The following is a 25,060-nucleotide window of genomic DNA, read 5'->3' on the forward strand; positions in this document are numbered from 1 at the left end:
GTTTTTCACTCTGCTTCTTTGCTGATATTCACTACTTTACCAAGAGTAACGGCATGAGAGTTTAAAGCGAAAATGACCGACTAAGACAAGTGAGGGAAGATTGTTCTGATAAGCCGTTTTTGATTAGCAGTTAAACATCCAAAAAACCTTAACAGTTCGATAAATCAGTTGGTTTTTATGAACATTTTTATTTGTTCATGCCAGCTGATTTTTTTTGCCTTTAATTGAAGTGTTAATGGCTTTTCGCCAAAAGCGAACTCGCCCACACTCACAGCAAATCGATATGAATGATTAAGCTTACCTAAACAACATTGCCATAAAGGTGAGACTTCATAACAAGACTCAACATCATTAGTCTGTTCAAGCTCATCAACGTCTATAGGCTTCAATAAGCTAAGTGAAATATCATGCTGAATTGGCAACGACTTATCATCTAATGTTAAGTTAGCTAAGCTCGGCGCAGATAAGTCAAATGCAAACGATTTAAGCGACAAGGCCAGTCCCAGTCCCTTTGCTTTAATATAAGATTCTTTCAGTGCCCATAAATCGAAAAATCGCTCACGCTGCTGACTTTCAGGTAACGCCAATAATGCCGCTTCTTCTGGTTTTGAAAAATAGTGATGTAAAATTGAATGGATATTCGTGCTTTCTCGGCAGCGTTCAATATCGACCCCCAATTGAATGGGCATTGAAGCGTCATCTTTAGAGTGAATGACACCAATAAGCAACCAGTTACCACTGTGACTTAAATTAAACTGCAAGCCAGTTTGTTTATATTGAACAGCCGATAGCCTAGGTTTGCCCTTCTCACCATACTCAAATTGCCAATCGTCTGGGTCGATATTTGCAAAGCTCGATAATACGCTGCGCAAATACCCACGCACCATTAACCCTTGCTGTTGAGCAGCGCGTTGAATAAAGCGATCCACTTTATTTATCTCAGCATCAGATAACCATGAACGCACTGTAGAGACGGTTTTCTCATCTAATAAATTGGTATCTAAAGGACAAAAAAATAATTGAATAGTGGGTAAAGGGCTCAAACTAAACTCGCATTTATAATTGCAATAAGACATTGTCGCTTGTTCTAGGTCGCTAATTCAACACATAAACAATCTTGATTGAAAATGTCGTCTAAGGTTTAAGCAAATAATGGAAGATTTAGACAAATAAAGAGGGTTAAGCCATCCTTAACCCTTTGCATATCATCTGTTATTTCAATAAGTATTAGCCAATCAATCTACCAGTGCTTTTACCGCCTTTTTAGGTAAAACATCATAACGGCTAAACTGCATTGAAAACTGACCTTCTCCACCTGTCATAGATTTAAGCTTTGAAGAGTAGCTACTGACATTGGCAAGTGGCACTTCAACGCTGACCTCAACAAGTCCATTGGCATTTGCCTGCGTACCACAAATAATGCCTCTAGATGCACTAATGTCACCTGTCACTTCGCCGACATGCTCTTGCCCAACTAAAATGCTCATATCAACTAATGGTTCTAACATTACAGGTTTTGCTAACGATACTGCTTCTATAAAAGCTTTTTTACCCGCCATCACAAAAGCAATTTCTTTAGAGTCTACACTGTGGTGTTTGCCATCCAATAACGTGACTTTTATGTCTTGTAATGGATAGCCACCTAACTCACCGGCTAGCATGGCTTCTCGCACGCCTTTCTCTACTGCTGGAATATATTGACTTGGCACTGAGCCACCAACCACCTTCGAAATAAACTCAAAGCCTTCACCACGCTCAAGTGGCTCTATGGCTAATTCAACTTCACCAAATTGGCCAGATCCGCCTGATTGCTTTTTATGGCGATAACGGCATTTTGCTTTCTCGGTGATGGTTTCTCGATAAGCCACCGCCGGCGTATCAGTATCCATGTCGAGGTGGAACATATTTTGCGCTTTTTCAAGCGCAATTTTTAAATGCAAATCCCCTTGACCTTGCAATACGGTTTGCCCTTCAACTTCACTTCGAGTGATGTGTAAACTTGGATCTTCAGCGACCAGTTTATTGAGAACATCGGAGATCTTTTGTTCATCACCACGACGTTTGGCTGATACAGCTAGGCCAAAAATAGGTTGCGGCACTTCCAGTTCTGGTAAATGAAATTCATCTTCATCATGGCTATCATGCAGTACAGAACCAACACTTAATGCATCCAATTTTGCAATAGCGCAAATATCGCCAGGAAACGCTTGGGATACATTAATTTGTTTATCGCCTTGAAGCTTCATTAAGTGAGAGACTTTGAAAGGTTTGCGGCCTTGGCCAATAAACAGCTTCATGCCAACATTCAGCGTCCCTTGGTACAACCTAAATACACCCAGTCTTCCTAAAAATGGGTCAATTAAAACGCTAAACACATGGGCTAAAACATGATCTGTTGCCTTTTGTGTTACTATTACTGGTGTCGCCTGTTCACCAAATCCTTTCATAAATTGTGGCGCATTAGCTTCAAGTGGACTTGGCATGAGTTTGATCAGCATTTCTAACAATGAGCTAATCCCAATATCTTGTTCTGCACTTGTAAAGCAGACTGGCACTAAGTGCCCCATTCTGAGTGCTTTTTCTAGCGGAGCATGAAGCTGCTGAGGCGTTAACGACTCACCTTGCTCTAAATACAAGGTCATTAACGCTTCATCTTCTTCAAGTACCGTATCAACTAGCTCATCTCTAGCACTAGCAGGTTGACTAAATAACGTCTCTGCACTTTCATCACAATGTAAATAACAATCAACAACGGCTTTTCCATCGGCACTGGGTAAGTTAACCGGTAAACATCGGTGTCCAAATTGATGCTGAATGTCGATCATCACATCTGACACTCGCGTGAGATTACTGTCGAGGTGGTTAATGGCAATAATCACCGCTTTACCTTGCGCTCTTGCAGCTTCAAAAGCACGTTTAGTCACAGACTCTATGCCAACGGCGGCATTAATAACTAACAAAACTGACTCAACGGCAGGCAAAGGTAATAAGGCTCGCCCGAAAAAGTCAGGTAAGCCAGGCGTGTCGATAAAGTTGATATGATGCTGTTGATACTGAAGGTGTAAAAATGAAGGCTCTAAACTGTGACGGTGGGATTTTTCTTGGGCAGTGAAATCAGCATGATTTGTGCCCTTGTCGACCCTGCCTTTTAACGATATTGCCTTAGCTCTATACAGCAATGCTTCAAGCAAGGATGATTTGCCTGCTCCAACATGTCCGAGCACAGCCAAATTACGGGTTTGCTCAGTAGTAAACTCAGCCATAATGGCCTCCTGTTTTCACATTATTAAACTTTCCATATTTTTGTCTAACTTTGTTTACGTTTGGCTATTTATTGCGCATAAAAATAGTATACGGGGCTAACAACTCAGATGAATTGACCTAGATCAGTGTTTACATCGGCAACGTTTTTTATAACAAAATCACCCATTCGGCTTACAAGTGTTAGCTAATTCTGGTCGTATCAGTGATTAATTAGTTTCGGGTGATTGTATCGACCCGAAACCTCAGGTACTCTGCATGCTCGATTGTGCTAAAACGCTAATTTTGAAGATGAACAAACGTTAATCTTCACGTTTTTATACCGAGTCCCAACAGATTGTACGGAGTATTCATCGAACTATGGCAGTCCTTAAATGACCGCAAATAGAAAAGCTCACGCTGTAACTCAAACAGCCGCTAAGAAAGCCACATCAGAAACCGATGTTGCGATGGCCCCTGTTCGCCATCGCAATGCAACAACGACTCCTGAAATGCGTCAATTTATTCAGACTTCTGATTTCAGTGTTAGCCAATTGGCTAAGATTCTTAATATCTCGGAAGCCACTGTCAGAAAGTGGCGCAAGCGCGACTCAATCAGTGATACGCCCAATACTCCACATCATTTGAAAACCACTCTTTCACCAATGGAGGAATACGTGGTTGTGGGACTTCGTTATCAATTAAAAATGTCACTGGATAGATTGCTTCACGTCACACAACAATTTATCAACCCTAACGTCTCTCGCTCTGGTTTAGCCCGATGTTTAAAGCGCTACGGCATATCAAAACTAGATGAATTTGAAAGCCCTCATGTGCCTGAACGTTATTTTAATCAGCTGCCTATTGTTCAGGGTACAGATGTAGCGACTTATACGCTGAACCCTGAAACGCTCGCTAAAACCCTTGCATTACCTGAAGCGACACCAGATAACGTTGTACAGGTTGTATCGTTAACGATTCCACCTCAACTCACTCAAGCTGACAGTTATTCCATTTTGCTCGGTGTCGACTTTGCAACCGACTGGGTGTATCTCGACATATATCAAGACAATCACACACAAGCGACAAATCGTTATATTGCTTATGTGTTAAAGCACGGCCCGTTTCATTTACGTAAGTTATTAGTCAAAAATTACCACACCTTTTTAGCCCGCTTTCCTGGCGCAACAGTTTTACAATCCACGGAAGCGGCAAACCAAAAAAATAAATCAGCTAAGGATCAGCTGAACACTGGAGACTCAAAATGAGCCAAGCCCCTACAAATCCTGAGACAAGCTCTCAAGATAATAACGAGTCGCAAGATACAAGACTGAATAAACGTCTTAAAGACATGCCTATTGCCATTGTCGGCATGGCCAGTATCTTTGCCAACTCTCGTTACCTGAATAAGTTTTGGGACTTAATCAGCGAAAAAATTGATGCTATTACCGAAGTACCTGATACCCACTGGCGCGCTGAAGATTACTTTGATGCTGACAAGAGCACGCCAGATAAGAGCTACTGTAAACGCGGTGGTTTTATCCCTGAAGTGGACTTTAACCCAATGGAATTTGGCCTGCCGCCAAATATCCTAGAACTGACCGATACTTCGCAATTATTGTCATTAGTGATTGCCAAAGAAGTGCTTGCAGATGCGGGCGTTACCTCTGAGTACGATACCGATAAAATTGGTATTACGCTGGGTGTGGGTGGTGGCCAAAAAATTAATGCCAGCCTAACAGCACGTCTGCAATACCCTGTGCTTAAAAAAGTATTTAAAAGCAGCGGCCTAAGCGATGCCGACAGCGATATGTTGATCAAAAAGTTCCAAGACCAATACATTCACTGGGAAGAAAACTCGTTCCCAGGATCGCTTGGTAATGTTATTGCTGGTCGTATTGCTAACCGCTTTGACTTAGGCGGCATGAACTGTGTGGTTGATGCAGCATGTGCAGGTTCACTTGCGGCAATGCGAATGGCGTTAACCGAACTGGTTGAAGGCCGCAGTGAAATGATGATCACAGGTGGTGTGTGTACCGATAACTCGCCATCGATGTACATGAGTTTTTCAAAAACCCCAGCGTTTACCACCAATGAAACGATTCAGCCATTTGATATCGACTCAAAAGGCATGATGATTGGTGAAGGCATTGGCATGGTGGCATTAAAACGTCTTGAAGATGCTGAACGTGACGGTGACCGTATTTACTCAGTCATTAAAGGGGTCGGCGCTTCATCTGATGGTAAGTTCAAATCAATTTATGCACCTCGACCTGAAGGCCAAGCTAAAGCGCTGAAGCGTGCTTATGATGACGCCGGCTTTGCACCTGAAACCGTTGGCTTAATTGAAGCTCACGGAACAGGCACTGCAGCGGGTGATGTGGCAGAATTTAATGGTCTTAAATCTGTATTTGGTGAGAATGACTCAACCAAGCAACACATTGCTTTAGGTTCAGTTAAGTCACAAGTGGGCCATACTAAATCAACTGCGGGAACCGCGGGTGTGATTAAAGCGGCGTTAGCACTGCATCATAAAGTGCTGCCGCCAACCATCAACGTCTCTAAGCCTAACCCTAAGCTTAATGTTGAGGATTCACCGTTTTTCATTAACACTGAAACTCGCCCTTGGATGCCTCGCCCTGATGGCACACCACGCCGAGCGGGTATAAGTTCGTTCGGTTTTGGTGGCACAAACTTCCACTTAGTACTAGAAGAATACAGCCCAGAGCACAGCCGTGATGAGAAATATCGTCAGCGCCAAGTCGCACAAATCTTATTGATTAGCGCTGACAATAAAGCTGAGCTCATTGCAGAAATCAACAAGCTTAACGCTGACATCAGCGCGCTTAAAGGCACAGATAACAGCAGCATCGAACAAGCTGAACTTGCCCGCATTGCTAAACTATATGCTGTTCGCACTTTAGATGACTCAGCTGCGCGTTTAGGCCTTGTGGTCTCAAGCCTTAATGAATTAACCACCCAACTTGGTTTAGCGTTAAAGCAGCTAAGTAACGACGCTGAAGCATGGCAACTACCATCAGGTACGAGCTATCGCTCATCTGCACTCATCACGATTAATGCCAGCCAAAAGACAACTAAAGGTAAAAAAGCGGCTAACACACCGAAAGTTGCGGCATTGTTTGCAGGTCAAGGCTCTCAGTACGTCAACATGGGTATTGAAGTCGCTTGTCATTTCCCTGAAATGCGTCAACAATTAATCAAGGCCGACAAGGTATTTGCAAGCTTTGATAAAACCCCGCTGTCTCAGGTGATGTTCCCAATTCCAGCCTTTGAAAAAGCAGATAAAGATGCGCAAGCAGCTTTACTCACCAGCACTGATAACGCGCAAAGCGCCATTGGTGTAATGAGCATGAGCCAATACCAACTGCTTACTCAATCAGGTTTTAGCGCAGATATGTTTGCAGGTCACAGCTTTGGTGAACTGTCAGCATTATGTGCTGCAGGTGTAATTTCAAATGATGATTACTACCAATTATCATTTGCTCGTGGTGCAGCTATGGCTTCATCAGCAGTTGATAAAGATGGCAATGAGCTAGATAAAGGCACTATGTACGCCATTATCTTGCCAGCTAATGAAAATGATGCAGCAAATAGCGATAACATCGCTAAATTAGAAAGCTGCATTAGCGAGTTTGAAGGTGTTAAAGTCGCTAACTACAACAGTGCGACTCAATTAGTGATTGCTGGCCCAACTGACTCTTGTGCAAATGCAGCTAAAGCCATTAGCGCTTTAGGCTTTAAAGCCATTGCCCTTCCTGTATCAGGTGCTTTCCACACTCCACTTGTTGGACATGCGCAAAAGCCATTCGCTAAAGCCATCGACAAAGCCAAATTTACCGCTAGCAAAGTTGATTTATTCTCTAATGCGACAGGCGAAAAGCATCCTAATGATGCAAAATCAATTAAAGCGGCGTTCAAACAGCACATGTTGCAATCAGTGCGTTTCACTGACCAATTAAACAATATGTATGATGCGGGAGCGCGCGTATTTGTCGAGTTCGGCCCTAAGAACATTCTGCAAAAACTGGTTGAAGCGACCCTAGGTAATAAAGCTGAAGCGGTATCCGTTATCAGTATCAATCCAAACCCTAAGGGCAACAGTGATGTGCAACTTCGTGTTGCAGCTATGCAACTTAGCGTTTTAGGTGCGCCACTCTCAAGCATTGACCCTTATCAAGCTGAAATCGCAGCTCCTGCGGTACCAAAAGGCATGAACGTTAAACTCAATGCAACCAACCACATCAGTGCACATACTCGTGCCAAGATGGAAAAATCATTAGCAACAGGCCAAGTAACCTCTCAAGTTGTCGAAACAATTGTTGAGAAAGTTATCGAAAAACCTGTTGAAAAAGTAGTAGAGAAGATCGTGGAAAAAGAAGTGATTAAAACTGAATATGTTGAAGTTGCCACAGCTGGCGCAACAACAGTGTCTAACGCTGCGCCTCAAGCAATAGCACCTCATGCATCAGCTCAGACTGCTCCTGCTTCAGGCAGTTTAGAAGCGTTCTTTAACGCGCAACAACAAGCCGCTGATCTACATCAGCAGTTCTTAGCGATTCCACAGCAGTATGGCGATACTTTTACTCACCTAATGGCTGAGCAAAGTAAAATGGTTGCTGCAGGCCAAGCCATTCCTGAAAGCTTGCAACGCTCGATTGAGTTATTCCATCAGCATCAAGCGCAAACGCTGCAAAGTCACACCCTGTTTTTAGAGCAGCAAGCTCAGGCAAGCCAAAATGCATTAAACATGCTAACGGGTCAAACACCTGTTACAGCTCCTGTTGTTAACGCACCAATTGTTAATTCACCAGTAGTTGAAGCGGTGAAAGTAGCACCTCCTGTACAAACTCCTGTCGTAAACACACCAGTAGTAAAGGCCACACCTGTAGCTCAACCTGCTGCGATGGCCGCTCCAGCCCCACGTGTTGAACCAATTAAAGCACCAGCTCCTGTAGCCGCTCCTGTAGTAAGTGCACCTGTAGTTCCTACTCCTGCTGGCTTAAGCGCAGGAACAGTTCAGAGCGCGCAAACAGCCCTGAGCTCACAAACAGCCCTGAGCACACAAACTGTTCTGGATACTATGCTAGAAGTGGTTGCTGAAAAAACCGGTTACCCAACTGAAATGCTTGAATTGAGCATGGATATGGAAGCAGACTTAGGCATCGATTCAATTAAACGTGTTGAAATCTTAGGTACAGTGCAAGACGAACTACCAACACTGCCAGAGCTAAGCCCTGAAGATTTAGCCGAGTGTCGTACATTGGGCGAAATCGTTGACTATATGGGTAGTAAACTACCGGCCGCAGGCGCTATGAACAGCGACACTGCAAATGCAACTCACACAGCCGTTTCCGCCCCTGCTGCTTCAGGCCTTAGCGCTGAAACAGTTCTGAATACCATGCTAGAAGTCGTTGCAGAAAAAACAGGTTACCCAACTGAAATGCTTGAATTAAGCATGGACATGGAAGCGGATTTAGGCATCGATTCAATTAAACGTGTTGAGATCTTAGGTACTGTTCAAGACGAACTGCCAACACTGCCAGAGTTAAGCCCTGAAGATTTAGCCGAGTGTCGCACGCTTGGCGAAATCGTATCTTATATGAACTCTAAGTTACCAGCTGAAGGCTCTAAACTACCCGCCGCAGGCGCTATGAACAGCACAGCTGTTGTAGCTCCAGTTGCTCAAGCTTCTGGTTTAAGTGCACAAGAAGTTCAAAGCACTATGATGACTGTTGTTGCTGAAAAAACCGGTTACCCAACTGAAATGCTTGAACTCAGCATGGATATGGAAGCGGATTTAGGTATCGATTCAATCAAACGTGTTGAGATCTTAGGTACTGTTCAAGACGAACTGCCAACACTGCCAGAACTCAGTCCTGAAGATTTAGCTGAGTGTCGTACTCTTGGTGAAATTGTTGACTATATGAATTCTAAGCTTCCTACAACTTCAGCTGCAGGCGCTAATACACCGGCCGCAGCAGGCGCTTCTCAAGTAGCTGCTCAAGCATCAGGTTTAAGCGCACAGGAAGTTCAAAGCACGATGATGACTGTGGTTGCTGAAAAAACTGGTTACCCGACTGAAATGCTTGAATTAAGCATGGATATGGAAGCGGATTTAGGCATCGATTCAATCAAACGTGTTGAAATTCTAGGTACAGTTCAAGACGAATTACCAACACTGCCAGAGCTAAGTCCTGAAGATTTAGCTGAGTGTCGTACCCTTGGCGAAATCGTATCTTATATGGGGAGTAAACTACCCGCCGCAGGCGCTATGAACAGCAATACTGCAGATGCGACTCACACAGTCACACCAGAATCAGGTTTAAGTACTGAAACAGCCTTGAGCGCACAAGAAGTACAAAGCACGATGATGACTGTAGTTGCTGAAAAAACAGGTTACCCTACTGAAATGCTTGAATTAAGCATGGATATGGAAGCGGATTTAGGCATCGATTCAATCAAGCGAGTTGAGATCTTAGGTACAGTTCAAGATGAACTTCCGACGCTACCAGAACTTAACCCTGAAGATTTAGCTGAGTGTCGTACACTAGGTGAAATCGTTAGCTACATGAACAGCAAGCTTCCTACAAGTGCAGCCACAGGCGGTAATACACAGGCCGCTGCAGGCGCTGCTCAAGTAGCTGCCTCAACCGCAGAAACAGCCCTGAGCGCAGAGCAAGTGCAAAGCACAATGATGACTGTGGTTGCTGAAAAGACCGGTTACCCAACTGAAATGCTTGAATTAAGCATGGATATGGAAGCGGATTTAGGCATCGATTCGATCAAGCGTGTTGAAATTTTAGGAACGGTTCAAGACGAGCTTCCGGGCTTACCTGAATTAAATCCTGAAGATTTAGCAGAGTGTCGCACCCTAGGCGAAATCGTTAGCTACATGAACTCTAAGCTACCTGCTGAAGGCGCTAAACTTTCAGCAAGTGCAGCTGAAGGCTCTCAGCCAACGCTAAGCTCAACTGACGCTTCACCTGCAACAGCCACAGCAGAGTTAGCAACTGACTTACCTCCTCATCAGGAAGTTGCGCTAAAAAAGCTACCAGCGGCGGATAAGTTAGTTGACGGTTTTTCAAAAGACGCCTGTATCGTTATCAATGATGACGGCCATAACGCAGGTGTTTTAGCTGAAAAATTAGTAGCAACAGGCCTAACCGTCGCCGTTATTCGTAGCCCTGAGTCAGTGACATCTGCGCAATCACCGCTTAGCAGTGATATTGCCAGCTTCACTTTATCTGCGGTCAATGACGACGCGATTAGCGATGTCATTGCTCAAATTAGCAAGCAGCATAAGATCGCCGGTTTTGTTCACCTACAACCTCAACTAACAGCACAAGGAGCTTTGCCTTTAAGTGATGCTAGTTTTGTAGCAGTAGAGCAAGCTTTCTTGATGGCTAAACACCTTCAGCAATCATTTGCTGAACTGGCTAAAACTGAGCGCGTAAGCTTTATGACTGTTAGCCGCATTGATGGTGGATTCGGTTACTTAAACAATAATGAGCTTGCAAAGGCTGAGCTAAACCAAGCTGCATTATCAGGTTTAACTAAAACATTAGGTCATGAGTGGCCAACTGTGTTCTGTAGAGCATTGGATATTACCCCAAGCTTTGAAGCTGTCGAGTTAGCACAAGTCGTTATTGCAGAGTTATTTGATGTTGATACAGCAACAGCTGAAGTGGGTATTAGCGACCAAGGTCGTCATACTTTATCAGCTACGGCAACTGCTCAAACCCGTTACCAAACCACATCTTTAAACAGTGAAGATACTGTATTGGTGACTGGCGGTGCTAAAGGCGTCACATTTGAATGTGCCCTTACTCTTGCCAAACAAACTCAGTCGCACTTTATTTTAGCGGGTCGCAGTGAGCATTTAGCGGGTGATTTACCAACTTGGGCAAAGAGTGTCATAGCGGCTGCGCCTAACGTTAGTGAAGTAAACATAAGTCAGTTAAAAGCTGCTGCGATTGGTTTTATTCAATCTCAAGGTAACAAGCCAACACCTAAGCAAATTGATGCCTTAGTTTGGCCGATTACCAGCAGTTTAGAAATTGATCGCTCATTAGCAGCATTTAAAGCTGTCGGTGCAAGTGCTGAGTACATCAGCATGGATGTCAGCTCAGATGCAGCCATCAAGCAATCTCTTGCAGGTGTTAAACCGATTACAGGCATCATTCATGGTGCTGGTGTACTCGCTGATAAACATATTCAAGACAAAACCTTAGCTGAGTTAGGCCGTGTATATGGCACTAAAGTGTCGGGCTTTGCAGGCATCATCAATGCGATTGATGCAAGCAAGTTAAAACTGGTTGCTATGTTCTCATCAGCAGCCGGTTTCTATGGCAATACTGGCCAAAGTGACTACTCAATGTCTAATGAGATCCTCAACAAGACAGCACTTCAACTTGCAGCTAACTACCCGCAAGCAAAAGTCATGAGCTTTAACTGGGGCCCTTGGGATGGCGGAATGGTCAGTTCAGCATTAAAGAAAATGTTTGTTGAGCGCGGCGTATACGTTATTCCACTCGATAAAGGCGCAAACTTGTTTGCTCACAGCCTATTGTCTGAGTCGGGCGTACAGCTATTAATTGGCTCAAGTATGCAGGGCTCAAGCTCAGCAGATAAAACAGGCGCAGCTGTAAAAAAGCTTAATGCGGACTCTTCGCTTAATGCCGAGGGTTCGCTGATTCTTTCTTTAAATAATGCTGCAAGTCACCGTGTTGTGAGTAACACGGTGAGTGTTGAACGAGTACTAGACCCTGTTGCTATGCCCTTCCTTGAAGATCATTGCATTGCGGGTAATCCAGTACTGCCAACAGTGTGTGCTATACAATGGATGCGTGAAACTGCGCAGCAATTGTGTAGCCTGCCTGTGACGGTTCAAGATTATAAATTGCTCAAAGGCATTATTTTTGAGACTAAAGAGCCGCAAGTATTAACGCTGACATTGACGCAAACTGAATCAGGCTTAAAAGCACTGATTGCAAGCCGTATGCAAAGTGATGCCGTTGATAGCTTGCTAAGACCTCAGTATCAAGCAAACCTAGTAGTTAACAAGAAGGTTGTTAACGAGAAGGTTATTAATGAGAAAGTTGCTAAAGAAGCGGTTTCAACCACGCTACCTGCAGCGGCAAAAAATGCGCAGCAATTAGCAAGCTCAGGCAAAGTCATTAGCACTGATAGTGAGTTGTATAGCAATGGCAGTTTATTCCACGGCCCTCGCCTGCAAGGAATAAAGCAGTTGTTAATTGCCAACGATGAGCAATTGGTTTGTTCAGTTGAGTTGCCTCAAGTTAACGCTATAGATTGCGCAAGCTTTACACCGAAAATAGCGTTAGGTGGTAGTCAGGCTTTTGCTGAAGATTTACTTTTACAAGCCATGTTAGTGTGGGCACGTATCAAACACGATGCTGCAAGCTTACCGTCAACCATTGGTGAATTAACCACTTACGCCCCATTCGCCTCAGGCGATAAAGGTTATTTAGTGTTGAATGTGCTTAAAAGTACCAGCCGCTCGTTAACGGCTGATATTGCACTTTATCACCAAGATGGTCGCTTGAGTTGCACTATGAGCAGTGCAAAAACAACAATTAGCAAAAGCTTAAATGAGGCATTTCTTGCCCCTGCTAAAGCAATTGCTGACTTGCAGGAGTCTGTGTGAGTAATCAACTGTCTCCTTCAACGTCTGCCATTAAAAGCATGCGAATTGCTTTAAAGCTAGTTGCGAATGAGCAAGTCTCATTCGCAACATCTTCAGGCAATGATTTTAGTGCCAATAACTTTGTAGCGATTAAGCCTTGCTCTTTAGCTGAAGTCATTGGCGCTTCAGCAATTGATCTTGATATCGATGTATCAAGCTTAGATGCGAGTTTGAGTGAACATGTTTTTAGTGAAAGTTCTGTTAATACAGCACTTAGCTTTAATGACTATTTTGCTCAAGCCATCATCCATATCGAGCAGCAACATACGGTTTTACTCAGTCACCCTGAATTACCGTATCGCTTATTAATGATGCCAGCGATTGTGGCGGCTAAACATCGTTGTCATCCTCATGCCTACTTAACTGGAATGGGTGAAGCTGATGATATGCCAAGTGCAATAAATGCGGCTTTAGCTCAAGCCAAGCGTGTACACATTAAACCTACTCAGGTCGATGCGACTCAATTAACTTGTTATAAAGATAAGTTTGCCCAGTTGGTTATGCTGATAGGCAGCATTGCAACTCGCAGTGTGCCAAATGCAGTTTCAGCAAATCAGCCAACAGATGCTCAATACTGGTTTACTGAAATGCACCAAAATCGCGTTGCCAGCTTTAATTTTAGTGAAGGTACTAAGCAACACAGTGCCGTTTTTGTCCAAGGCACTGAGCTTGCTCAAGCAAGTTCATTGGTAGATGACAATCGACTATTTTTGCCTGTATCAGCCAATGACCTTGGGTCGATGAAACAGCAGCTGCAACAATTAAGTACTCAATTGGCAGCGCTGCCTGAGCAAAATGACAAGAGTAGCAGCACAGCTATCTCCTTCATGCTTAGCCAGCTAAAGCAATTTGATCAGACCCAGCCTTTATCGGCTGTAGTTATGGCAAATTCAGTTGCTAATGCAGTAAGTGAAATCAATGTCATGCTTAGCGCGATTGATAAAGCTGAGACCACTGCGGCAATTAAAGCCAAAGAGCAAGCTAAAAGCGACTTAAGCATTGAACACAAAACCCCGTCAGGAAGCTGCTTTCATCTCACTTCAGATAAAGTAATTGGCAATAATGGCCTGTGTTTTGTTTACCCTGGCGTGGGCACGGTATACCCGCAAATGTTTGCACAACTGCCACAGTACTTCCCCGCTCTGTTTGCTCAACTTGAACGAGATGGTGATGTCAAAGCCATGCTGCAAGCTGATAGCATTTATGCTGAAAATGCTAAAACCGCCGACATGAGCTTAGGTGAACTGGCTATTGCAGGTGTAGGCGCAAGTTACATCCTAACCAAAGTGCTCACTGAGCATTTCGGCATTAAGCCTAACTTTGCCATGGGTTACTCAATGGGTGAAGCGTCTATGTGGGCCAGTCTTGATGTGTGGAAAACACCGCACAATATGATTGAAGCAACGCAGACTAACAGTATTTTCACCACAGACATTTCTGGCCGCCTAGATTGCGTGCGTCAAGCATGGCAACTTGAGCACGGTGAAGACATTGTTTGGAATAGCTTTGTGGTTCGTGCAACTCCTGCTGATATCGAAAAAGTATTAGCTGATTTCCCCCGAGCTTATCTTGCCATCATCCAAGGTGATACTTGTGTGCTTGCAGGCTGTGAAGAAAGCTGTAAAGCGCTGCTTAAACAAATTGGTAAGCGCGGCATAGCAGCGAATCGAGTGACTGCAATGCACACCAAACCTGCGATGCTTATTCGCGATAACGTACAAGCCTTTTATCAGCAGCCTTTACATGAGCAAGATGTTATTGCACCTTTCGCAAGCCAAATTAAATTTATCAGCGCTGCCAGCCAATTGCCGATTAATTTAACCAGTGAAGCGATTGCAACATCTATTGCTGATACCTTTTGTCAGCCGTTAGATTTTACACAATTAGTCAATAATGCACGTCAATTGGGCGCCTCGCTATTTGTCGAAATCGGCGCAGATAGACAAACGACAACACTGATTGACAAAATATCTCGCACCTCTGAAATGGCGCAAACATGCCAAGCCATTTCAGTGAATGCAAAAGGCGATGACCAAACGGCGCTACTTAAATGTATTGCTCAACTGATTACTCATAAAGCCCCAATTTCGCTCGATTATCTTATTGAGACCTTGTCGGGTTTACTGACGACAACATTGGCGGCAGAAAAACGAAGTAATCACCACACAGACAATATGTTGGCCCCTCAATTAGAAGGAGAACAATCTTGAGTTCTCAATCAAATGTTCCCAAGATTGCCATTGTTGGTTTAGCAACTCAGTATCCCGATGCGGATACGCCCGCTAAATTTTGGCAAAACTTATTAGACAAAAAAGACTCTCGAAGCACAATTAGCAGCCAAAAGCTCAATGCAAACCCTGCAGACTTTCAAGGTGTTCAAGGCCAGTCTGACCGTTTTTATTGTGACAAAGGTGGCTACATTCAAAACTTCAGTTTTGATGCCAATGGTTACCGAATTCCAGCTGCGCAGTTTAATGGTCTTGACGACAGTTTTTTATGGGCAACAGACACAGCGCGCAAAGCACTCAATGATGCCGGTGTGGATATCACTAACAGTCAAGATAATGCGATATTAAATCGCACAGGTATTGTCATGGGTACCTTGTCGTTCCCAACGGCAAAATCTAACGAATTGTTTGTGCCGATTTATCACAGCGCCGTTGAAAAAGCGCTACAAGATAAGCTGCAACAACCCAGTTTCACATTGCAGCCTTTTGATAGTGAAGGATTTAGCGTGCAAACAACGCCAGCCTCTTTGTCTAATGGCGCCATTGCACATAATGCATCAAAACTAGTGGCCGATGCTCTAGGGTTAGGCGCAGCACAACTCAGTCTTGATGCCGCTTGCGCGAGCTCAGTTTACTCATTAAAACTTGCCTGTGATTACCTACATACAGGCAAAGCTGACATGATGCTTGCTGGTGCAGTCTCTGGCGCTGACCCATTCTTTATTAATATGGGTTTTTCCATTTTCCATGCCTACCCTGACCATGGTATTTCAGCGCCTTTTGATAGCAATTCAAAAGGGCTATTTGCCGGTGAAGGCGCTGGTGTTTTAGTGCTAAAACGCCTTGAAGATGCTGAGCGCGATGGCGATCATATCTATGCCCTAGTGAGCGGTATCGGGTTATCAAATGACGGCAAAGGCCAATTTGTATTAAGCCCAAACAGCGATGGCCAAGTTAAAGCGTTCGAGCGTGCTTACGCCGATGCTGCCATGCACGATGAAAACTTTGGCCCAGATAACATTGAGGTGATTGAATGTCACGCCACAGGCACTCCTTTGGGAGATAAAGTGGAGTTGACTTCAATGGAGCGCTTTTTTAGCGACAAACTCAAAGGCAGTAACACGCCACTGATTGGATCTGCTAAGTCGAATTTAGGCCACTTGCTCACCGCTGCGGGTATGCCAGGGATCATGAAAATGATTTTTGCAATGCGCCAAGGTGTTCTGCCGCCAAGTATTAACATCAGCGCACCGATTGCATCACCATCAGAAATGTTTGGCCCTGCAACCTTGCCAAATGATGTTCTACCTTGGCCTGATAAAGAAGGTAATACGGCTCGTCATGCTGGTGTGTCAGTATTTGGTTTTGGTGGTTGTAATGCCCATTTATTGGTTGAGTCATACTTTGTAAAGAGTCCTGATGCTGCGCTCAGCACGCCCAATAATGCAAGTGTAACGCCTGCAACAACCATCAATGCGCAAATGTCAATGCATATTACCGGTATGGCATCGCACTTTGGTTCATTGTCGACCGTTAATGCCTTTGCCGCTGCGGTAAACAGCAACCAAAGTGCATTTACGACTTTGCCCGCTAAACGCTGGAAAGGCTTAGACAAACACCCTGAGTTGTTGCAGCAATTTGGTTTAGCACAAAGTGCACCAATGGGCGCTTATATTGATCAATTTGATTTCGACTTCTTACGCTTTAAAGTGCCACCTAATGAAGATGACCGCTTAATCTCACAGCAATTGTTATTAATGAAAGTTGCTGATGAAGCGATTCATGATGCCAAGCTTGAGTCAGGTAGCAAAGTGGCTGTTCTAGTCGCTATGGAAACTGAACTTGAATTACATCAGTTCCGCGGCCGCGTTAATTTGCATACTCAAATCGCAGCCAGCTTAAATGCGCACGGTGTCAGCCTATCTGACGATGAGTACCAAGCCCTCGAAACCCTTGCGATGGACAGTGTTTTAGATGCGGCCAAGCTGAACCAATACACTAGCTTTATTGGTAATATTATGGCGTCGCGGATCTCATCGTTATGGGACTTTAATGGCCCAGCCTTTACGATTTCAGCAGGCGAGCAGTCGGTAAATCGTTGTATAGATGTGGCGCAAAACCTATTGGCTATGGAGTCGCGTCAAGAGCCGCTAGATGCCGTGATCATCGCAGCAGTTGATTTATCTGGCAGTATTGAAAATATTGTCCTTAAGACGGTGAACATTGATAAAACAGGCTCAACTGATGCACTCAATATTGGTGAAGGCGCTGGCGCAATTGTATTGCAAGCAGCCGCGATTGATAGCGAGCACTGCGACCTAATACATCAAGGTTTAGGGGCGTTAGATACTCTAGATTCAGCAAGCACCCACAGTTATGGCACCATCGACAGTTTGGCATTTGGTCATACAGACCAGCTTTCAACCATTAGCGATGACGTGTTAACTCCTGTTGGATTAGCCGCAACTGATATTGATTTATTAGAGCTAAACCAAGCACCTGATTTGGTTAATATTGATAATGCGCAAATGCTATCGCAGCTATTTAGCCAATCGACCACCAGCAAAGCGCAATCTTGTATCGGACATACTTTTGCCGCTTCAGGTATTGCCAGCTTATTGCATGGCTTATTGAAAACTCGATTGAATACTTCTGTGCAGAACGCTTACTCGGATAGCAAACTGAGCAATAAGCCTAACCAAAAGGTCATTATCGCTACCTTGAGCGAAAACCAGTGTTCACAACTTCTTATCAGCCAAAATGCTGAACAAGCAAGTGCGATGAGCACTCGTATGAACACTGATATACAAGCGCAAACGGCCAAGAAATTGAGCCTAGTTAAGCAAGTCAGTTTAGGTGGTCGTGACATCTACCAGCATATTGTTGATGCGCCACTGGATAACATTGACAGTATTCGAGCGAAAGTTGCCAAGCTTAACCCTGTTGCACCTACTACTGTAATGAACCTACATGACCGTGGCCAATTTATCGCCCCAGCTCATGCCAATTCAGCGCCTATGTCCGCTAACAATAATTCAATGACTACAGAGACTTCTATGCCGTTTTCTGATCGTTCAACCCAGTTTAACCCTACACCCAAGGTGGCTACGCCTACTGCTCAAGCAGCTCAGTCAGCTCAAACGTCTTTAGTGACGAGCTCTGCTGCAACCGTTAGCCAAGTGCCGCCTGCGCATTTAAGCGCTTTTGAACAAAACCAATGGTTAGCACATCAAGCGCAACTAGCATTTTTAAAGAGCCGTGAGCAAGGCTTAAAAGTCGCTGATGCGCTTTTAAAACAGCAGGTAGCACAAGCAAATGGTCAGCCTTATATTGCCCAATCGACTGCACAAGCTGTAGCGCCCGTCCAAGCTGAAAATGTATTAGCTCAGCCAGTAGCCTCTGCGCCAATCTTGCGTCCGGATCATGCAAATGTGCCGCCGTACACAGCGCCTATTCCAGCGGAAAAGCCATGTATTTGGAACTACGCTGATTTAGTAGAATATGCCGAAGGTGATATTGCCAAAGTATTTGGCCCAGATTATGCCGTGATTGATAACTACTCTCGCCGTGTACGTCTTCCGACCACTGATTATTTGCTGGTATCTCGCGTGACTAAACTCGATGCGACCATGAACCAATATAAGCCTTGTAGCATGACCACCGAGTATGACATCCCTGAAGATGCTCCTTACTTAGTCGATGGTCAAATTCCTTGGGCGGTTGCTGTTGAGTCAGGCCAGTGTGATTTAATGTTGATCAGTTATTTAGGCATTGATTTTGAAAACAAAGGTGAGCGTGTTTACCGTTTGCTTGATTGTACGCTGACTTTCTTAGGCGATTTACCTCGTGGCGGTGACACACTGCGCTACGACATTAAAATCAACAACTTCGCAAAGAATGGCGAGACATTATTATTCTTCTTCTCTTACGAATGTTTCGTCGGCGATAAGATGGTTTTAAAAATGGATGGCGGCTGTGCTGGCTTCTTTACCGATCAAGAGTTAGATGACGGTAAAGGGGTTATTTACACCGAAGATGAAATTAAAACTCGTGAAGCAGCGTTAAATACACCGAACAAACCACGTTTTGAGCCATTATTGCATTGTACTCAGACCCAGTTTGACTATGGACAAATTCATCACTTACTCAATGGTGACATCGGCAGTTGTTTTGCTGGCGAACACCATAACCACCAGCAAACATCAGGTAAGCAAGACTCATTATGTTTTGCCTCTGAAAAGTTCTTGATGATTGAGCAAGTGGGCAATCTAGATGTTCATGGCGGCGCTTGGGGCCTAGGCTTTATTGAAGGTCATAAACAATTAGCACCTGATCACTGGTACTTCCCTTGTCACTTTAAGGGCGACCAAGTGATGGCTGGTTCATTAATGGCTGAAGGTTGTGGCCAATTATTGCAGTTCTTTATGCTGCACATTGGTATGCACACCTTGGTTGAAAATGGTCGCTTCCAGCCACTTGAAAATGCTTCACAAAAAGTACGTTGTCGTGGCCAAGTATTGCCACAACATGGTGAGCTGACTTACCGCATGGAAGTCACTGAAATTGGTACTAACCCTCGCCCATATGCCAAAGCCAATATTGAAATATTGCTCAATGGTAAAGCGGTCGTGGACTTCCAAAACTTAGGTGTCATGCTCAAAGAAGAAAGCGAATGTACTCGCTACCTTAATGATACGCCCGCTGTCGATGTCTCAGCTGAACGAATTAATTCAGCAACCAATAATATTCTATACCCAGCGGCTTCAACCAATGCGCCACTCATGGCTCAACTGCCTGATTTGAATGCCCCTACGAATAAAGGCGTTATCCCACTGCAACATGTTGAAGCGCCGATAATTCCAGATTATCCAAATCGTACTCCTGATACCCTGCCATTCACGGCGTATCACATGTTCGAATTTGCCACTGGCAATATTGAAAACTGCTTTGGGCCGGACTTTAGTATTTACCGTGGCTTTATCCCGCCGCGCACGCCATGTGGTGACTTACAGCTAACAACCCGAGTTGTTGATATTCAAGGTAAACGTGGCGAATTGAAAAAGCCGTCATCGTGTATCGCAGAATATGAAGTGCCAACTGATGCATGGTATTTCGCTAAAAACAGCCACGCCTCTGTCATGCCTTATTCAGTGTTGATGGAAATTTCACTGCAACCTAACGGCTTTATTTCAGGCTACATGGGCACCACATTAGGCTTCCCAGGTGAAGAGTTATTCTTCCGTAACTTAGACGGTAGTGGTGAACTATTACGTGATGTTGATTTACGTGGTAAAACCATTGTTAACGATTCAAAGCTATTATCAACCGTTATTGCTGGTAGCAACATCATTCAAAGCTTCACATTTGACTTAAGTGTTGACGGCGAGCCCTTCTACAAAGGCAGTGCGGTATTTGGCTACTTTAAAGGCGATGCGCTTAAAAACCAGTTAGGTATTGATAACGGCCGTATCACTCAACCATGGCATGTTGAAAATAACGTCCCTGCTGATATCACTGTTGATTTACTTGATAAGCAATCTCGCGTGTTCCATGCTCCCGCTAATCAACCACATTATCGCTTAGCTGGCGGTCAACTTAACTTTATTGACAAAGCTGAAATAGTTGAAAAAGGCGGTAAAAATGGCTTAGGTTACTTGTCGGCATCTCGCACCATTGACCCAAGTGATTGGTTCTTCCAATTCCATTTCCATCAAGATCCAGTGATGCCAGGTTCGTTAGGCGTTGAAGCCATCATCGAGTTAATGCAAACTTACGCCATTAGCAAAGACCTAGGTAAAGGTTTCACAAACCCGAAATTTGGCCAGATTTTGTCTGACATCAAATGGAAGTACCGTGGCCAAATTAACCCATTGAATAAGCAAATGTCGTTAGATGTGCACATCAGTGCAGTCAAAGATGAAAACGGCAAACGTATCATTGTGGGTGACGCAAACCTCAGCAAAGACGGTTTACGTATTTACGAAGTAAAAGACATCGCTATCTGTATCGAAGAGGCATAAAGGAATAATAATGACTATTAGCACTCAAAACGAAAAGCTTTCTCCATGGCCTTGGCAAGTAGCCCCAAGTGATGCCAGCTTTGACAATGCCGCTATCGGTAAAAAATTAAAAGAACTGTCTCAGGCGTGTTATTTAATTAACCACCCTGAAAAAGGCTTAGGTATTTCGCAAAACGCACAAGTGATGACTGAAAGCATGAACAGCCAACAGGATTTACCTGTCAGCGCATTTGCCCCAGCACTTGGCACTCAAAGCTTAGGCGACAGTAACTTCCGCCGTGTTCATGGTGTTAAATATGCTTATTATGCTGGTGCCATGGCTAACGGTATTTCATCAGAAGAGCTCGTTATCGCACTGGGTCAAGCGGGCATTTTATGCTCGTTCGGCGCAGCCGGACTCATTCCATCTCGTGTTGAACAAGCCATTAATCGCATTCAAGCCGCATTGCCAAATGGCCCATACATGTTTAACTTAATTCACAGCCCAAGTGAACCTGCGCTTGAGCGTGGCAGTGTTGAGCTGTTTTTAAAACATAAAGTGCGCACAGTTGAAGCATCAGCATTTTTGGGTTTAACACCACAAATTGTCTATTACCGCGCAGCAGGCTTAAGTCGTGATAGCCAAGGTGAAATCGTTATCGCCAACAAGGTTATCGCTAAAGTAAGTCGCACAGAAGTGGCGAGTAAGTTTATGCAACCAGCTCCCGCTAAAATGCTGCAAAAACTGGTTGATGAAGGCTTAATCACCCCAGAGCAAATGGCGCTCGCCCAATTAGTGCCAATGGCTGATGACGTGACAGCAGAAGCCGATTCTGGCGGCCATACTGATAACCGTCCATTAGTGACCTTATTGCCAACTATTTTAGCGCTTAAAGATAAAATCCAAGCCGAGTACCAATACAAAACCCCTATTCGTGTCGGTTGTGGCGGCGGTGTCGGCACCCCTGATGCAGCACTTGCAACCTTTAATATGGGCGCAGCTTATATTGTGACAGGCTCAATTAACCAAGCTTGTGTTGAAGCGGGAGCCAGTGAACACACGCGTAAACTACTTGCTACGACTGAAATGGCCGATGTCACCATGGCACCTGCTGCTGATATGTTCGAGATGGGCGTTAAGCTACAAGTGGTAAAACGTGGCACCTTATTCCCAATGCGTGCTAATAAACTTTATGAGATTTATACCCGTTATGAGTCGATTGAAGCCATCCCTGCCGAAGAACGTGAAAAACTTGAAAAACAAGTCTTCCGCTCGACCCTTGATGATATTTGGGCTGGCACAGTGGCGCATTTTAATGAACGCGATCCAAAACAAATCGAGCGCGCAGAAGGTAACCCTAAGCGTAAAATGGCGCTTATCTTCCGTTGGTATTTAGGTTTATCAAGCCGTTGGTCTAATTCTGGTGAAGCTGGCCGTGAAATGGATTATCAAATTTGGGCAGGTCCTGCACTGGGCGCGTTCAACGAATGGGCAAAAGGCAGCTATTTAGATGATTATACCCAGCGAAATGCGGTAGACTTAGCAAAACACTTGATGCACGGCGCAGCTTATCAAGCGCGTGTAAACTTACTTACCGCTCAAGGGGTGGCACTGCCTGTAGAATTACAGCGTTGGAGCCCGCTTGATCAGGTTAAGTAAGCCTGCCAAGCGTCATCAAGCTAAGTCATTTGGATATAGGTAGCGGTAATGAGCGAAACACAAAAACTTGATTTTTCAGTGGTTAATGGCACAACACTTGAGTCGTTCAATCAACAAAAAAATCTGATTAAACGCATGCTAAAGGGCAATAGCGCAACATGTGCTGAATGTAACAAGCCACTAACGCTGCAATTACCGCCCAATACTAAAAATGCCAAACCTGCCGAAAAAGCACCAGGGATATACTGCGCAAAAGGCTGCACAGATATTGAACTGGATATGGAAGCTGTGGCACTTTTAAAATAATACGATGAAATAACCCATAGATTATTTCATCATTACCATTTAAAAAAGGCATCGAAAGATGCCTTTTTTATTGCAATTAATTGACCACTTTATCAAGTGGCGACTTACCTAATCACTCACCAAAATAAGTTATTCAGAATAGTGAATTTAGAATTGAGAGTTTAGGGAATGCTGTTACTGATACGGTTCAAATTAGGTAATTAAAATATACTTCATTGCTTCACGGTTCCTGCACGGTTTCTGCATTTTAATCACATAACATTAAAAACTCATATTAGCCATTATCAACTACGGGTTAACTTAGGAGTTTACTTATGTTCAGTCCCCTTCTCTATTCACTTTTTAAAACGGGATGTAAACCATTTCGGCAACTATTAATTATACCGCTTACTAGCTTATGCCTATTAACTGCATGTGATAGTTCTGATGAAACCAGTAGCGAAGAGACTGTAATAACAGTACCTGAAATTGAAACACCGGTTGAGGAGTATAGCGACACTGATTTTGAAGTAAGCGATTGGACCGATGATACCCATAGCAAAAGTGCAGATGCCAACTTTGATGAAGTGTTTGCTGACAATGAAGTAAAACGCCTTGATGTGGTGGTCACTAAAAATCGCTGGACCATCATGCTTAACGATATGACTGATACTTATGGCACTTTTGGTACAACGACGAATTCAAACAACCTTGTAGATACAGATGACAACCCCATTATGGTACCAGCTGATATTTATTACGAAGGCAAACAGTGGTATCGAGTTGGTATCCGTTTTAAGGGTAACTCATCACTACAAACCAGTTGGCAACAAGGCGTACTCAAGTTGTCTTTTAAGTTAGATTTTGATGAGTTTGAAGACGACTACCCGCAAATAGACAATCAACGATTTTATGGCTTTAAAAAGTTAAGTCTTAAAAATAATTACGATGATGAATCACAGTTACGTGAAAAGGTCGCCGCCGATGTATTTAAAGATGCAGGTTTAGCCGTCTCTCACACTGCTTTTTATACTTTATATATCGACCATGGTGATGGCCCTGAATACTTTGGCTTATATACCCTTGTGGAAGAAGTCGATGACACGGTAATTGATACTCAATTTAGTAGTGATGATGGTAACTTATATAAGCCTGAGGATGATGGTGCGACCTTTATTGAAGGATCTTTCAGTGAAGATAGTTTTGAAAAGAAAACCAATGAAGATGATGAAGATTGGTCAGATATTTTAGCTTTATTCGACGCATTACATGATGATACTGCAACTTCCGATCCTGTTACTTGGCGTGAAAACCTTGAAGCTATATTTGATGTTGATGTGTTCTTGAAATATCTCGCAGTGAATGACGTAATTCAAAACTGGGATACTTACGGATTAATGCCCCATAATTATTATCTTTACAACGATCCAGACACAAACAAACTAACTTGGATCCCATGGGATAATAATGAGGCATTACAGACGGGTAAGATGGGCGGCGCACTAGAACTTGATTTCTCTGATTTAGACTCAAATTCTTGGCCATTAATAGCCAAAATCTATGCTGATGACACTTATCGACAACGCTATAACCAGTATTTATCTGACGTTATTAGCAATAGCTATGAAACCAATAAGATGCAGGCAATTTATGACAGTTACTCAGCATTAATAGAGCCTTATGCCACAACAGAGTTAACAGGTTACTCATTTTTAGAGTCTGCAAATGACTTTTATCAAGAAGTTGATGATTTATCTGAACACGCTGAAAGTCGTACAGACGCCGTAATCGATTACTTAAACACGCAATAGGTTGTAGATTTTTTGTGTCATTTTTACCGACGCAATGAAAACGAAAGCAGCACTGGCTACTTTCGTTTTTGTAGCTATCAATGCAAAACCGTTTACTAGCGCACACTTTC

The 25,060-nt window shown here is 43.8% G+C and carries 9 protein-coding genes; 7 read left to right on the forward strand and 2 right to left on the reverse strand.

Going from position 1 to position 25,060, the window contains the following annotated elements:
- Positions 1-164: 164 nt before the first annotated feature.
- Together AB4128_RS06905 and fusA are read right to left on the reverse strand one after the other, a co-directional pair.
- A complete protein-coding gene (locus AB4128_RS06905) occupies positions 165-1,043 on the reverse strand; it encodes a 4'-phosphopantetheinyl transferase superfamily protein (RefSeq protein WP_372037294.1) in 879 nt (292 codons plus the stop codon).
- Positions 1,044-1,235: 192 nt separating this feature from the next.
- The gene (gene fusA / locus AB4128_RS06910) at positions 1,236-3,263 is read right to left on the reverse strand and encodes an elongation factor G (protein WP_372037295.1); all 2,028 of its coding nucleotides are present in this window, start codon (positions 3,261-3,263) and stop codon (positions 1,236-1,238) included.
- Positions 3,264-3,635: 372 nt separating this feature from the next.
- On the opposite strand from fusA, the gene AB4128_RS06915 reads away from it, so the two are divergent.
- From AB4128_RS06915 to AB4128_RS06945, 7 genes are all read left to right on the forward strand, one after another.
- On the forward strand, positions 3,636-4,508 hold the full coding sequence (locus AB4128_RS06915) for a helix-turn-helix domain-containing protein (RefSeq protein ID WP_055023112.1): 873 nt from the start codon (positions 3,636-3,638) through the stop codon (positions 4,506-4,508).
- A complete protein-coding gene (locus AB4128_RS06920; protein WP_372037296.1) occupies positions 4,505-12,928 on the forward strand; it encodes a phosphopantetheine-binding protein in 8,424 nt (2,807 codons plus the stop codon). The genes AB4128_RS06915 and AB4128_RS06920 overlap by 4 nt, the downstream gene beginning before the upstream one ends.
- Positions 12,925-15,177, forward strand: a complete 2,253-nt coding sequence (locus AB4128_RS06925; RefSeq protein ID WP_372037297.1) for a PfaB family protein — start codon at positions 12,925-12,927, stop codon at positions 15,175-15,177. The genes AB4128_RS06920 and AB4128_RS06925 overlap by 4 nt, the downstream gene beginning before the upstream one ends.
- Positions 15,174-21,215 carry a beta-ketoacyl synthase N-terminal-like domain-containing protein gene (locus AB4128_RS06930; protein WP_372037298.1) on the forward strand — a complete coding sequence of 2,014 codons (6,042 nt, stop codon included), beginning with the start codon at positions 15,174-15,176 and terminating at the stop codon, positions 21,213-21,215. Before AB4128_RS06925 ends, AB4128_RS06930 begins: the two co-directional genes overlap by 4 nt.
- A 10-nt stretch (positions 21,216-21,225) precedes the next feature.
- A complete protein-coding gene (pfaD, locus tag AB4128_RS06935) occupies positions 21,226-22,854 on the forward strand; it encodes an eicosapentaenoate synthase subunit PfaD (RefSeq protein ID WP_372037299.1) in 1,629 nt (542 codons plus the stop codon).
- Positions 22,855-22,902: 48 nt separating this feature from the next.
- Positions 22,903-23,160, forward strand: coding sequence for a hypothetical protein (locus AB4128_RS06940; RefSeq protein WP_055023117.1), 258 nt, complete (start codon positions 22,903-22,905; stop codon positions 23,158-23,160).
- A gap of 314 nt (positions 23,161-23,474) precedes the next feature.
- Positions 23,475-24,950: a CotH kinase family protein gene (locus AB4128_RS06945; protein WP_372037300.1), complete on the forward strand. Its 1,476-nt coding sequence runs from the start codon at positions 23,475-23,477 to the stop codon at positions 24,948-24,950.
- The last annotated feature ends 110 nt before the right edge of the window (positions 24,951-25,060 follow it).

It is taken from the genome of Shewanella sp. 10N.286.52.A9 (genome assembly GCF_041468985.1).
In the GTDB taxonomy this organism is placed as follows: Bacteria; Pseudomonadota; Gammaproteobacteria; order Enterobacterales; family Shewanellaceae; genus Shewanella; species Shewanella japonica.